This is a genomic window from Priestia sp. 3CA3 (assembly GCF_056836725.1).
Genome location: NZ_JBXENJ010000004.1, coordinates 378,828 through 392,089, shown reverse-complemented (window position 1 = coordinate 392,089; position 13,262 = coordinate 378,828). Strand labels below are relative to the sequence as shown.

General features: G+C 36.0%; 12 protein-coding genes and 1 pseudogene. 9 read left to right on the top strand and 4 right to left on the bottom strand.

Annotated elements, in window-relative coordinates; genetic code table 11:
• Nucleotides 1-495: 495 nt before the first annotated feature.
• From AC1VNJ_RS13860 to AC1VNJ_RS13840, 5 genes and pseudogenes are all read left to right on the top strand, one after another.
• Nucleotides 496-2,094: pseudogene (locus AC1VNJ_RS13860) on the top strand (M4 family metallopeptidase); the annotation flags it as partial.
• A gap of 307 nt (nt 2,095-2,401) precedes the next feature.
• A complete protein-coding gene (locus tag AC1VNJ_RS13855) occupies nt 2,402-3,142 on the top strand; it encodes a metallophosphoesterase family protein (protein ID WP_028413369.1) in 741 nt (246 codons plus the stop codon).
• Between the two features lie 276 nt (nt 3,143-3,418).
• On the top strand, nt 3,419-4,087 hold the full coding sequence (gene fsa, locus AC1VNJ_RS13850; protein ID WP_251440620.1) for a fructose-6-phosphate aldolase: 669 nt from the start codon (nt 3,419-3,421) through the stop codon (nt 4,085-4,087).
• A gap of 164 nt (nt 4,088-4,251) precedes the next feature.
• Nucleotides 4,252-4,470: a spore germination protein gene (locus tag AC1VNJ_RS13845; protein ID WP_028413367.1), complete on the top strand. Its 219-nt coding sequence runs from the start codon at nt 4,252-4,254 to the stop codon at nt 4,468-4,470.
• A 115-nt stretch (nt 4,471-4,585) separates the two neighbouring features.
• Entirely contained in the window at nt 4,586-4,873 is a 288-nt protein-coding gene (locus AC1VNJ_RS13840) for a hypothetical protein (RefSeq protein ID WP_028413366.1), read from the top strand.
• Nucleotides 4,874-4,902: 29 nt separating this feature from the next.
• Here AC1VNJ_RS13840 and AC1VNJ_RS13835 read toward each other — a convergent pair whose 3' ends face one another.
• The 3 genes from AC1VNJ_RS13835 to AC1VNJ_RS13825 form a co-directional block, all read right to left on the bottom strand.
• Nucleotides 4,903-5,574: an NAD(P)H-dependent oxidoreductase gene (locus AC1VNJ_RS13835; RefSeq protein ID WP_047750986.1), complete on the bottom strand. Its 672-nt coding sequence runs from the start codon at nt 5,572-5,574 to the stop codon at nt 4,903-4,905.
• A 299-nt stretch (nt 5,575-5,873) separates the two neighbouring features.
• Nucleotides 5,874-6,014 carry a small, acid-soluble spore protein L gene (sspL, locus tag AC1VNJ_RS13830; RefSeq protein ID WP_013057030.1) on the bottom strand — a complete coding sequence of 47 codons (141 nt, stop codon included), beginning with the start codon at nt 6,012-6,014 and terminating at the stop codon, nt 5,874-5,876.
• 175 nt (nt 6,015-6,189) lie between these two features.
• On the bottom strand, nt 6,190-6,960 hold the full coding sequence (locus AC1VNJ_RS13825; protein ID WP_028413364.1) for an SDR family NAD(P)-dependent oxidoreductase: 771 nt from the start codon (nt 6,958-6,960) through the stop codon (nt 6,190-6,192).
• Between the two features lie 359 nt (nt 6,961-7,319).
• Between AC1VNJ_RS13825 and AC1VNJ_RS13820 the strand changes: the two genes are divergently transcribed.
• The 3 genes from AC1VNJ_RS13820 to AC1VNJ_RS13810 all read left to right on the top strand — a co-directional run bounded on the left by AC1VNJ_RS13820 (nt 7,320) and on the right by AC1VNJ_RS13810 (nt 10,990).
• Nucleotides 7,320-8,780 (top strand): sensor histidine kinase, encoded by a 1,461-nt coding sequence (locus tag AC1VNJ_RS13820; RefSeq protein WP_328156951.1) that lies wholly within the window; start codon nt 7,320-7,322, stop codon nt 8,778-8,780.
• Nucleotides 8,777-9,484 (top strand): response regulator, encoded by a 708-nt coding sequence (locus AC1VNJ_RS13815; protein ID WP_257042968.1) that lies wholly within the window; start codon nt 8,777-8,779, stop codon nt 9,482-9,484. The genes AC1VNJ_RS13820 and AC1VNJ_RS13815 overlap by 4 nt, the downstream gene beginning before the upstream one ends.
• A gap of 198 nt (nt 9,485-9,682) precedes the next feature.
• The gene (locus tag AC1VNJ_RS13810) at nt 9,683-10,990 is read left to right on the top strand and encodes a CitMHS family transporter (protein WP_034266108.1); all 1,308 of its coding nucleotides are present in this window, start codon (nt 9,683-9,685) and stop codon (nt 10,988-10,990) included.
• Nucleotides 10,991-11,031: 41 nt separating this feature from the next.
• On the opposite strand, the gene AC1VNJ_RS13805 is transcribed toward AC1VNJ_RS13810, so the two are convergent.
• The gene (locus AC1VNJ_RS13805; protein WP_014460120.1) at nt 11,032-11,631 is read right to left on the bottom strand and encodes a DedA family protein; all 600 of its coding nucleotides are present in this window, start codon (nt 11,629-11,631) and stop codon (nt 11,032-11,034) included.
• Between the two features lie 337 nt (nt 11,632-11,968).
• Here AC1VNJ_RS13805 and AC1VNJ_RS13800 point away from each other — a divergent pair, with 337 nt between their 5' ends.
• Nucleotides 11,969-13,249 carry a GntP family permease gene (locus AC1VNJ_RS13800; RefSeq protein WP_482640916.1) on the top strand — a complete coding sequence of 427 codons (1,281 nt, stop codon included), beginning with the start codon at nt 11,969-11,971 and terminating at the stop codon, nt 13,247-13,249.
• Nucleotides 13,250-13,262 lie beyond the last annotated feature (13 nt).

The window sequence follows — 13,262 nt, the reverse complement described above, 5'->3', positions numbered from 1 at the left end:
AAAAAATTTAATTAATAGATTAAAAAAATAAAAAAATGAAGAGGAAGAGTATATCTAAGCCGAAAAAATGGTCTGAAATTTATAATTTTCCTTATAAGTAATTTTTGTAAAATGCTTCATAGAACTGACAGTAAGAACGAATAACGCTACCTATCCTACTAGTTTTTATCAGCTGGCTAGAAGAATTATTTTACTTGTATGAAAATCAACATAAATGATTTTCATATAGTTTAAACAGGTAAAAAAGACTTATTGCAGAGGAATTATTTTTAATTTTCATAATAATAGGAATATTGAAATAATATATAGACGTAGTAATTTTTAGTTGCTATAATGTTGCTAATTATCGCAATTAACAGAAAAATTGAGGTAATTAAATTTACTAGGGATAGGGAGAAAAAAACTATGAAAAAGAAAAAACAGGCTTTAAAGGTATTATTATCAGTTGGTATTCTTTCTTCATCATTTGCTTTTGCACATACGAGTAGTGCTGCGCCAAATAATGTACTTTCAACTGAAAAGTATAACAAAGAAATTAAATCTCCTGAGTTTATTTCCGGAAAGCTCTCGGGCCCGTCATCGCAGAAGGCTCAAGACGTCGTATTTCACTATATGAATACAAATAAAGACAAATATAAATTAGGAAACGAAAATGCTCAAAACTCATTTACAGTGACAGAAGTGGTGAAAGATCCTATTGAACAAGCAACCGTGGTACGCTTGCAGCAAGTATATAATAATATTCCCGTTTGGGGATCTACTCAATTAGCACACGTAGCGAAAGATGGAACCTTAAAAGTTGTATCAGGTACAGTAGCTCCTGATTTAGATAAAAAGGAAAAGCTAAAAGGCCAAAAGCAACTTGACAGCAAAAAGGCGATTCAAGTAGCTGAAAAAGACTTAGGCTTTAAGCCGACGTATGAAAAATCTCCTTCATCTGAACTGTATATTTATCAAAATGGTTCAGACACTACATACGCTTATGTAGTAAATTTAAATTTCTTAAATCCTGAACCAGGCAACTATTATTACTTTGTTGATGCTACTAGCGGTAAAGTACTGGATAAGTACAATACAATTGATTCCGTAGCTGGTCCAAAAGCCGACGTGAAGCAAGCGGCAAAGCCGGCAGCGAAACCTGTAACAGGTACAAATGCTATTGGCTCAGGTAAAGGAGTTCTTGGAGATACTAAATCCTTAAAGACAACGTTATCTAGTTCTACTTACTACTTACAAGATAATACAAGAGGCGCTACAATCTATACGTACGATGCAAAAAATCGTACATCTCTTCCGGGTACGCTATGGGCCGATACCGATAATACGTACAATGCAACTCGCGATGCAGCTGCAGTAGATGCTCACTATTATGCAGGCGTGACATATGATTATTATAAAAACAAATTTAACCGCAACTCCTATGACAATGCAGGAGCTCCGCTAAAATCGACTGTTCATTATAGCAGCGGCTACAACAATGCGTTTTGGAATGGCTCTCAAATGGTATATGGAGATGGAGATGGAACTACTTTTGTTCCGCTATCAGGAGGATTAGATGTTATCGGACATGAATTGACGCATGCGGTGACAGAAAGAAGTTCTAATTTAATCTATCAATATGAATCAGGTGCATTAAACGAAGCGATTTCCGATATTTTCGGAACGTTGGTAGAATACTATGACAACCGAAATCCAGATTGGGAAATTGGAGAGGATATTTATACGCCTGGAACAAGCGGCGATGCACTTCGTTCAATGAGCAACCCAGCGAAATACGGAGATCCGGATCATTATTCAAAGCGCTATACAGGTTCTAGTGACAATGGCGGGGTTCATACAAATAGCGGTATTATCAACAAAGCTGCCTACTTGCTAGCTAACGGAGGAACTCATTACGGAGTTACTGTAACAGGCATCGGCGGAGATAAGCTAGGAAAAATTTATTACCGTGCCAATACGCTATACTTCACTCAGTCTACAACGTTCAGCCAAGCGCGTGCAGGTTTAGTACAAGCTGCTGCTGATCTATACGGTTCAGGCTCTCAAGAAGTAATTTCAGTAGGCAAGTCATTTGACGCAGTTGGTGTTCAATAAGCTATAAACCAAAAGTCGCAAGATAAATGAGGTATCTGGCGACTCTCTATACTACCTAACTACCAATAAAGGAGTACTCGTATAAATATATTACAGTACTCCTTTATTTTATGTTAATAAATAAGGAAGATAGATTTCTTCCCAATCCATAAAAACCCACTTCTTATTCTTCCCTTTTATATCCATTCGAATTATACCGTTGCTTGTTAAATGAAGAGGACCCGTTTTAGTAAACGGTCTTATCATAAAATGTTATAATAAAGAAAAGGCTTGAATACATACATATGAAAAAGGAGTGGAGGAATCAATGGACAAAATTGCTGTTATTTCAGATATCCACGGAAATCTCCCTGCATTAGAAGCAGTTTTAGCTGACATACAACAACGAGATATCCATCGCATCATTTGTCTAGGTGATTTAGTAGGAAAAGGACCGGATTCAAGTAAAGCAATTGATATCATAAAAGAAAAGTGCGAAGTAACAGTAATGGGGAACTGGGATGATTTCATTACAAAGCCTGCGGAATTTGAAGCGTTAAAATGGCATCAAGAGAAGTTAAGTTCAAACCAAGAAGCATACTTAAAGGAACTTCCTTTTTCTGTTGAGTTTATGATGAGCGGGAAATTAATTAGAATGTTTCACGCTTCACCTAGAAGTCTTTATGACCGAATTCAACCCTGGGATTCACTTGAAAAGCGCCTTAGTCTATTTGCTAATACGGAATATACGGAAAATATAAAAGGATCAAGAGAACCGGATGTCATCTGTTACGGAGATGTACATAATGCATTTATTCAACATATTAAAGGGAAAACGCTGTGTAATGTAGGAAGTGTAGGAAACCCGCTTGATTTACCACAAGCTTCCTATCTTATCTTAGAAGGAAAGGATCAAGGCGAAAGTCCTTCAGCATTTTCTATTCAATTTGTGCGTATTCCATACGATATTGAAAAAGCAATCGAATTGGCGAGAGCTGTAGAGATGCCGGACTTTGAACCCTACGTTCAAGAATTAAAAACAGCTCGCTATAGAGGACTAAAAAATTAAGAGTAGAATGTATCTTAACCTTCAGCATAAATGCTGGAGGTTTTTTAGTTGAGTAAATGAGAGGTTTTTCAACATCATTAGTATGATACATACAAATAGAAGTTATTCAGGTGAGTTTAAAGAAGGGAAAACTTGGAGAAAAACATACAGCATTTGAAAGGAAATAAATTTTATTTTATGAAGACAATATGAAGAGGGCAATTCCATTTGAACATAAAGTTATGCAAAAATGCCCCTGAAAAGCTGTTTTTAACATAACGAGTGGAGGAATACATGATGAAATTTTTTATTGATACAGCTAACCTGGAAGATATTAAAAAAGCATATAAAATCGGGGTATTATCAGGTGTTACCACAAACCCTTCGCTAGTAGCTAAAGAAGGCGTAAAGTTTGAAGATCGCATCGAAGAAATTTTAAAAACCGTCCCGGAAGTAGAATCCGTTTCAGCAGAAGTCACCCCCGACACAGTAACAGCAGAAGACATGATTGCGCAAGCAGAAAAGCTTATAAAAATTAACGGAGGAGACAAAAATATAACAATTAAACTTCCTATGACCATTGCTGGATTGGAAGCAACCCGTTATCTAGCTAAAAAAGGCGTAAAAACAAACGTAACGTTAATTTTCACAGTGAATCAAGCGCTTCTAGCAGCTCGTGCCGGTGCCACATACGTATCGCCATTTTTAGGACGCTTAGACGATATTTCAGAAGACGGGGTTTATCTGGTATCTCGAATTGCAGAGCTATTTCGAGTTCAACACATTGACTCACAAATTATAGCAGCGTCAGTAAGACACCCAGATCACGTCACACGAGTAGCTCTTGCTGGGGCGCATATTGCGACCATTCCGTATGCCGTAATTGAACAATTAGTAAAACACCCGTTAACAGAGCAAGGAATTGAAAAATTTGCATCAGACTGGGAAAAAGCCGTAAAAAGTTAAATTGACTTAAGGAGAAGACATCATTTTAGTGTCTTCTCTGCTTAAAGAGTACACGAAGATTCTTTTTTTGTATTTTGCAGAAAACAACTTATCATTAATAGGCGAACATCCTATACATATACACAGAGATGACATACGTTAATAGAAACGAAAGAGGTGTTAAAATGGGCTGTATTATTAACATTGAGAATATCGTGACTAACGGGTTAAAAGACAATTCGAATGTAAGCGTAGGCTGTGTTGTACAAAATAGCCACACAGCAAATACAAAATCGGTAGGAGCTTGTTTTTCGTTTGGAAATGGTTCTCCTGCTATTGCCTCTATGACAAACAGTAATATCGACTTTTGCAAAGATGAAGAAAATAAAGAGCAACAATCTTAAAAACAATTCCAGAAAGAGTATTTCTGGAATTGTTTTTTGGTAAGTGATAGAGTTTTGTTAACGAGATATTTTATGCTCCAAAAGGAAAATATTCATAAAGAAGGGGAGCTGTGCTATGAGCATTATTTCTATGATTCCTTATACATACGTTGAAAGAAAAATAAAACGAACAAAAAAAGTGACGATTCAGCATTCAAAAGACATGTGCTTATATACTGATAATATTGAAACAGAGAATGAGTCCTTTCACATTAACAGCGTATTTGACATCTCTTACAAATGCGTTTCAAAAGAAAGCGGCTTTTTATACTTACATACAAATCAAGGAATGTTCGCTTATACCATACACACCGATCCTGGTGATTTTATAGCAGCATATAAAGATATAAAAAAGAAGAGGTGAGCAACGTCACCTCTTCTTTTTTTGGTTTATTATTTGATCCACTGTACAACTTGATCCATACTTCTTCTTGTTTTTTCGCGTTTAGGTTCGTGAATACGGTAGCCGAACGCAACCATAACAGAAACATCAAACTTGCCGTCTTCTAGTAATCCTTCTTCTTTTAGAATTTCATGTACTTGGTCATAGTTAAACCCTTCAATTGGGCAAGAATCAATGCCAATTTGAGCAGCTGATGTCATCATATTAGCTAGTGCAATATAAGATTGTTTGCTGGCCCAATCAAATAGTGCTCGCTTGCTTTCGAACAAGTGAAAATCATTTTCTTGGAAATCTTTGTAACGAGGCATTAATGTCTCTAATACATCCTCCGGCATTTCTTTTACGTTTTTCTGAAGATTTAACACATATTCAGAGTCATATCTTGCGTCTGTACGAGAAAGAATAATAACAAAATGACTTGCTGTAGGAATTTGGCCTTGTGCTCCCCAAGAAACAGCTTTTAATTTTTCTTTTAAATCTTCATTTTCAACGACTAAAAATTTCCACGGCTCGTAACCTACTGAGCTTGGAGATAAACGCCCCGTTTCTAAAATGAATTGGAAATCTTCATCGGAAATTTTCTTCGCTGGATCAAACTCTTTTGTAGCATGACGAAAGTTAAATGCGTCTAAAATTTCTTGTTTCTTATCTGTATTGTTCATGTGTAAACAACCTTTCTGTAAAAATATTTAATGATGAACTGTTCAGAGTAATCTATACCCTGTATAGCTTACAACTAACAGTCAGTTAACATACAATTTGTCGTAAAATCCGTTTGCAGATTTATCATAAATCATATAATTCATCCTAACAAGTACGCACATTTTTGTTGTATAGTATACTTTTTTATACTATTGATACAGTTTTATAAGAAGCAGAAAGAAGTAAACGACCTGAGGAGTGTATGTAGGAAAGCAGTTAAGAGGGGGAGAAGGGAGAAGAGGAACCTTCTCCTTTTTAGTTAAATTTTTGTATTTGATTTTTTCGCTTTGTTTTCAAGTTCACTTTTCGGTTCTGTTGAAAATTCAACATCTTTTCCGTGCCCTTGAGGGTTAACACCAGGAGCTACTTGACCTCGGTTAGCAGATTTTTTTGTACCCATTTTCGTCACCTCCGTTCGGTTAGTATGTGCAAAAAAGTGAAACAAAAATCAGGAAATAAAGAGTGCAAGTATAAGTCGAGTTTGAACACGACTATCTTTAAGCATTTTCATCACATAAACAAGATACCCATTCAAGAGTCCATAAAAAAACACCCCTAAAAGGGTGCTTTTCTGTTTAAGAATCTGAACTTGTCGCTCTGTCTGCATATGGATAGATAGGATCTTTTAATTGAAATTCGTAAGTCACGCCATCTACAAGTCCTACCGTTTTATTGCTATCATAAAGGTCCAGCATAAAAGCAGCCATTTCTTTTGACGTATGAAACTTAGGTACTCGTCCTTCGTATTCAAAATCACTCATATCCATCGAACGCTGTGCAAATTCTGTTTCAGTAGCCGCTGGAGCTAGAACTTTAGCCTGCATTTTTGATCCTCTTCCTTTCAATTCTTGAGAAAGACCTTCTGTAAATGCACTTACATAGAATTTTGTTGCGCAATAAGTGACTGCATCAGCAACAATGGTGTAGCCGCCTCCAGAAGAGACATTAATAAGCTGTGTACCTTCAACATTTTCATAATCTCTTACAAATAGAGAAGAAAGAATGGTTAAGGCTTCGATATTTAAGTGAAGCATTGTTTCAATTTTAGTTAATTTTTGTTCACCGACAGAAGCAAAGTTTCCAAATCCAGCATTGTTAATCCATGTTTCTAACTCATATTCTTTAAGCGACTCATAAAACGTGTGAGCATTTTCTGCCACGGATAAATCAACCGACTGGATAATAACATTTACATCTTGGTTCAGTTTTTCAATCTTTTCTTTTAACTCATCCAGCTTGTCCTCTCTACGTGCAGCTAATATAAGGTTTTTTCCGCGCGCTGCGAAAGCTAAAGCTGTTTCATATCCAATTCCCGAACTTGCGCCAGTGATTACTGTATATTTCATGTTAATTCCTCCATTTGCGATGTTTTCGAATTGATTATAATTGTTAAAGTATACTTTAAGTCAAGCGTTTATTCGATTTATTTTTCCCTTTATCAGTCTGATTATAAACATTTGAAGTTTGGTGCTAAACTTCCTTTTTTTTATGCTAAACTTAAAACAAAAGACGGTATTTTATTTCATTATTAATTCCTTAAAAGGAGGAATGTATGCGTTCTCTTTACGTGAATAGAAGACTTAGCTTACTTGCCCAAATTACATTACTCATCACTGTAGTTATTCTTGTTAGTACCGTCCTTGTATGCATCTTATTTTCTGCAATGGTAGATGAAATTGTCGAAAAATATGTAGGTAATCAAGCTATGACAGTAGCAAAATTAGCTTCTGAAGATAAAATGATTGTAAAAGCTTTTAAGCAGAAAAATCCTTCTGAGCACATCCAACCTGTTGCTGAAAAAATAAGAAAAACCACAGGGGCAGATTATGTCACCATCGCCAATGATAAAGGAATACGCTATTCTCATCCCAATAGTAGTTACATTGGAAAACATACCAAAACAAGCAATGAAGCTTCTTTAAAGAAGCATCAATCCATTATTTATAAAGGAAAAGGAATTTCAGGATTTGCAATTAAAGCCAAAACCCCCATATGGGATAGCCAAGGAAACGTTATAGGTGTTTCTTCGGTAGGGTTTCTTGTAAGCAATATAGAAAAACAGATTAATGATTATAGAATAAAAATTATTAAATTGTCCTGTATTCCTTTTCTTATTGGAGCATTTGGGGCTTTCTTTATTGCAAGGCGGGTAAAAAGACTAATATTTGGACTGGAACCAGAGGAAATTTCCTTTCTTTTTAAAGAAAAAGAGGCTACCCTTGAATCTATTCGAGATGCTACTGTTACTGTAAATGTCGAAAAATATGTAACGTCGATGAATAGAAGGGCTAGAGAGCTCTTTGATAACCTTCATTTAGCAATAGGAGGAGAGATAAAGAACACCCGTTTAGGACAGCTAATTGATCAAGCAATAGAAGAGCAATGCGTGTATTCTAACCAATCCCTTCTACTAGATGGTCAGCAGTATATTTTAGATTTATCTCCTATTGTAAGAAAAAAAGAAGTGCAAGGTATCGTTCTTACCATAAGAACTTTATCACAAATTGAAGAATTGACTGAAGAGATTTCTAAAATTAAAATGTTCTCTGATAATTTACGCGCTCAAAATCACGAATTTTTAAATAAGCTGAACGTGATTTACGGGTTATTAAGGTTAAAGAAATATGAGCATGTCATGCAAATGATTTCATCAGAGGTAAAGGAACGCCAAGATATTCTTTCTTTTTTAATGTCTTCTGTGAAGGATCCTTTGATTGCTGCCTGCTTACTTGGGAAAATCAATCGTTCGAAAGAATTAGACGTCACTTTAGAAATTGATCAAGATAGTAACTTAACAAGTACTTTAGATATCGAAGAGGCAAAAAACGTTGTTTCCATCTTGGGGAATTTAATTGATAATGCGCTCGAGGCTGTGCGAGAACATAAAGGGAACGTGCTAGTATCTTTTACAGATGTAGGAAACGACCTGATTTTTGAAGTTGAAGACAATGGACAAGGGATATCAAAAGAAGTAGAAAATATGATTTTTATAGATGGTTACACAACGAAAAAAGGTGAAAATCACGGGATTGGATTGACCATTGTTAAAAGATCTGTAGAGTTGCTTAAAGGTGAACTATACATAAGCAAAAGTATGTTACAGGGAGCAAGATTCACATTAGTTATCCCAAAGCTATTAAATAATGAAAAGGAAGAATCGATATGACTGAAAATCAAGTTAATGTCATGATTATAGAAGATGATTCTACAGCTGCACAAATTTATGAACAATTTACTAAGAAACTAGAGCATTTCACTGTTGTTGCGACAGCAGGATCTGGAGAACAGGCTTTAGAATTACTGACAATATTTACACCGCAATTAATTTTATTAGATGTCTTTTTGCCAGATATCAATGGAGTAGAACTGCTATGGGAAATTAGAAAGAAGTATCGAGGAATCGACATTATTTTAATAACGGCAGCCAATGATGTTGAAACAGTAGGAGAAGCAATAAGAGGCGGAGCGTTTGGTTATTTGGTGAAACCTGTAATTATTGATAAATTTTTATCTACTTTAAAACATTATCAGTCTACGAGAATAGAATTAACTGAAAATAAAATGATTAATCAAGACAAAATAGACCATTTATTTAGAACACATCATAGTCGCCGCAATCAATCAGCGGCTGCAGTAACAGCATTTCCTAAAGGTATTGATAAACATACTCTTCGTTTGGTAAGAGATAAAGTTTGCAAAGTTCAGGAAAGCTTGAATGTAGATGAGTTTGCTCAATTAGTCGGTATCAGTTATTCAACAATGAGAAGGTATTTAGAGTATTTAGTATCGTGTAAGGAAATGCAGGTTGAAATAGTGTATGGAAGTGTAGGGAGGCCCGAACGGAAATATCGAGTAACTAATCTTACATAAAAACGAGATAGTGGGTTTTTATCCGCTATCTCGTTTTTATGTAGAAATGATGCATGAAAAAAATGAAAAAAATTACTTTTATAAAAGATATTAAACTTATGTTGGTTATCTATGAACCAGCTTCAACAAGTGATACCTTTTTAGTAACGTGTAGCAAATAAAAATGAAAACGTTATCAAAAAAGGAGGAAAAATATCTGTGCTTTCTTTATTAGGATTTTTAATGGTTGCAGTCTTCATGTATTTAATTATGTCAAAACGACTTACCCCAATGGTTGCTCTTATCATTATCCCCATCATATTTGGTCTAATAGGCGGTTTTGCTAGTGGAATGGGACCTATGATGCTCGAGGGTGTAAAAGACATTGCGCCTACAGCTATTATGATTTTATTTGCTATTTTATATTTTGGGTTGATGATTGATTCAGGATTGTTTGACCCTCTTGTTTCATTCATTTTAAAGGTTGTAAAAGGAGATCCTCTAAAAATCGTTGTAGGAACTGCTGTGCTTTCAATGATGGTTGCTTTAGATGGGGATGGAACTACTACATATATGATAACGGTTTCTTCTTTGCTTCCGCTATATAAACGCTTAGAAATGAATCCACTTATCCTTGCAGGAGTAGCGATGCTATCTATGGGAGTTATGAATATGACTCCGTGGGGAGGTGCTTCTGCTATGGCTATGAGTTCATTAAATTTGGATTCATCTCAGTTGTTTTTGCCTTTGATACCTGTAATGGGTTTTGGGCTTCTATGGGTGCTGTTTGTTTCTGTTGTACTTGGAAGAAGGGAAAGAAAAAGATTAGGAGTTATCAATATTAAACATTCTGCAAATGAAATTGCACACGCACATGAAGTAGAGGGAACAGTGCAATATTCAGACTATCGACGTCCTAAGTTAGTATGGTTTAATTTTCTGCTTACCGTTAGTCTTATGGTGTGCTTAATTATGGACTTCATGTCGCTGATGCTATTGTTCATGGTAGCATTCGCTATTGCATTACTAATAAATTATCCAAACATCAAAGATCAACAGCAGCGAATTTCATCTCATGCAAATAATGCGGTAGCCGTCGTTTCAATTGTTATTGCAGCAGGTATTTTTACAGGAATTATGTCTGGAACAAAGATGATTGATGCTATGGCAAATACACTTGTAGGAATAATTCCAGATGCAATGGGCCCTTTTTTGCCAGTTGTAGTAGCATTTTTAAGTGCTCCTTTTACATTTTTTATGTCTAATAATGCTTTTTATTTTGGCGTATTGCCGATTATTGCTCAAGCTGCCGAAAGTTATGGCATTAGCGCAGCTGAAATTGGAAGAGCTGCTATCTTAGGACAACCTGTTCACGTGATAAGTCCCTTGGTAGCAGCAGCTCACTTATTAATTGGAATGGTAGGAATTGAATTTAGTGATTTGCAACGATTTTTAATTAAGTGGGCGCTAGGAACTACGGCGGTGATGACACTAGCTGCATTAATCTTAGGTGTTATTTCTATTTAATAAAAAAAGACCCCGAGGGGTCTTTTTTTATATTCTTAATCTTAAGTTGAACTAGACTGTTCGCTGCAGCTGCTCTTTTTAAAATAGAACTTATAAATTAAAAATCCGCATACAGCCACTACCGCTGCAATTAGAATATAAGTTTGTGCATCTGAGATAAAAGACTGAATGGACTTAAAGTTTCCGATTTGTCCTAGCCAAAGCATGGCAATATTCAAAGGAAAGATACCAAGAAATGTGAGCAGAGCAAACGGCATAGGTTTTACTTTAGATAGCCCTGAAAGGTAAGAAATGTAGTTGCCGAGCCCTAAAGGACGAGCAATCGCAATACTCCATAATCCGCATTTTTTAAACCATTTTTGCGATTTCTCAAATGCTTTTTTCTTTTTTGATAATTTTTTCTTTACCTTATCTTCTAATTTATAGCCTATCCCATACGGTATAAAGCTAAAAGCTGTATAAACGGCGCTTCCTGCAAGAGCGATTAATAATAATTTCACTATGTGCATGTTTAATAAGTATCCGTAGGTAAGGGTGAGAAGAGAACCAGGAAACGGCAGGGAGGAAGCCTCAATGGCCAGTCCGCTTAAAAGTCCCCAAATTCCAAATTGTTTCAGTAAGTCTGTTATGAAGTGTAGCATAAGATCGCCTCTTTTTCTGTGTCATAACATTCAAATACCCATCTATATGTTCGGAAAAACTTATAAGAGAAAAGAAAATAAAGGAAGAGCGCGGGATATAACAGAAAAAAACTTAGCTTGTACAAGGAAAAAAGAAGGAAGTATATTTTATAGCTTCTACTCAAAGTGAAATTATAGGAAAAAAATAATTGAGTGTGAATTTTTAAATAAACTACGACTTTTATTCATAGTTTTTATTCCTTTTATTCATTTTACTTATAAAACTAACGGGTGTAAACTTGTTGTGTTGTGAAATAATCCATTATGTATATGTATTAAAAGGAAAGGAGGTTACCGTGTGGTTATTATTGTAGGATTGTTATTGCTGATGTTTTTTGCTTATCTAGGATGGTCTATTATCTGGGTGGCACCTGTTGTCGCTACGTTTGTTGCTTATTTTAGCGGTTTAAAAGTACTGCCTACTTATACAGATGTGTATATGGGAGGGTTTGTAGATTTCGCTGCAAAATGGTTCCCCATCTTTTTATTAGGAGCCGTCTTTGGAAAGCTAATGGAAGATACAGGCGCAGCTAAGTCGCTAGCGCAGCGCATTGCTAAATTGTTTGGAAGTAAAAGAGCCATTTTAGGGGTGCTGATTGCTTCAGCCATTTTGACATACGGCGGAGTCAGTTTATTCGTTGTTGTCTTTGCGATTTATCCTTTAGCAATCGCATTATTTCGAGAAGCTAACGTATCGCGAAATTTACTGCCAGCAACCATTGCACTCGGAGCATTTACATTTACAATGACAGCGATTCCAGGTACGCCTCAAATTCAAAATCTGATTCCGACTGCTACATTTAAAACCAATGCAATGTCCGGTTCAATTATTGGAATTGTCTCAGGTCTTATTATGGCAGTGGGAGGCTATTTATGGTTAGCTTATCGCGATAAAAAATTAAAAGCTAAAAATCAAGGGTTTACTGAGCCTAATGAATCATCGGTTGCCGCAAGTGAAGAGCAGGACTCGATGAATGTAATGTTAGCTATTTTACCGCTGATTATCGTTGTCATGACATTAAACGTTTTAAAATGGGAGCCTATCGTATCATTATTAATTGGTATTTTTTCTATTTTACTTATTAATTTCAAACACTATAAGACGTTTATTTCTTCTATAAATGAAGGAGCAAAAGGATCCGTAATGGCTGTTATTAACACGAGTGCAGCAGTAGGCTTTGGCTCGGTTATTACAGCAGTTCCAGAGTTTAAAGATGTCACGCACGTACTACTAAACATTTCGAGTAATCCGCTCGTTTCAGAAGCGTTAAGCGTTCAAGTGCTAGCGATGATCACGGGTTCAGCATCCGGTGGTATGGGTATTGCGCTTCAAGCATTAGGAGATACGTGGTATCACTTGTCTCAAACGACGAATTTAAGCGCAGATGCGCTTCACCGTATTGCAAGCGTTGCGTCAGGTGCATCTATTTTACCGCATAACGGTGCGTTGTTAACGCTATTAGCTGTAACTGGTCTTCGGCATAAAGAAACGTATAAAGACGTATTTGTTGTTGCATTTATCATCCCGACAATCGCTTTATTTGCAGGAGTCGCATTAGCGGCAGCCGGTATTATTTAAAAACAGGAGGAGA

Coding starts and splice junctions, on each gene's coding strand:
- AC1VNJ_RS13820 (WP_328156951.1), top strand. CDS start 7,320: ATGACAGTAGCAAAATTAGCTTCTGAAGATAAAATGATTGTAAAAGCT.
- AC1VNJ_RS13805 (WP_014460120.1), bottom strand. CDS start 11,631: ATGCTACACTTCATAACAGACTTACTGAAACAATTTGGAATTTGGGGA.
- sspL (WP_013057030.1), bottom strand. CDS start 6,014: ATGGGTACAAAAAAATCTGCTAACCGAGGTCAAGTAGCTCCTGGTGTT.
- AC1VNJ_RS13815 (WP_257042968.1), top strand. CDS start 8,777: ATGACTGAAAATCAAGTTAATGTCATGATTATAGAAGATGATTCTACA.
- fsa (WP_251440620.1), top strand. CDS start 3,419: ATGAAATTTTTTATTGATACAGCTAACCTGGAAGATATTAAAAAAGCA.
- AC1VNJ_RS13840 (WP_028413366.1), top strand. CDS start 4,586: ATGAGCATTATTTCTATGATTCCTTATACATACGTTGAAAGAAAAATA.
- AC1VNJ_RS13825 (WP_028413364.1), bottom strand. CDS start 6,960: ATGAAATATACAGTAATCACTGGCGCAAGTTCGGGAATTGGATATGAA.
- AC1VNJ_RS13845 (WP_028413367.1), top strand. CDS start 4,252: ATGGGCTGTATTATTAACATTGAGAATATCGTGACTAACGGGTTAAAA.
- AC1VNJ_RS13855 (WP_028413369.1), top strand. CDS start 2,402: ATGGACAAAATTGCTGTTATTTCAGATATCCACGGAAATCTCCCTGCA.
- AC1VNJ_RS13835 (WP_047750986.1), bottom strand. CDS start 5,574: ATGAACAATACAGATAAGAAACAAGAAATTTTAGACGCATTTAACTTT.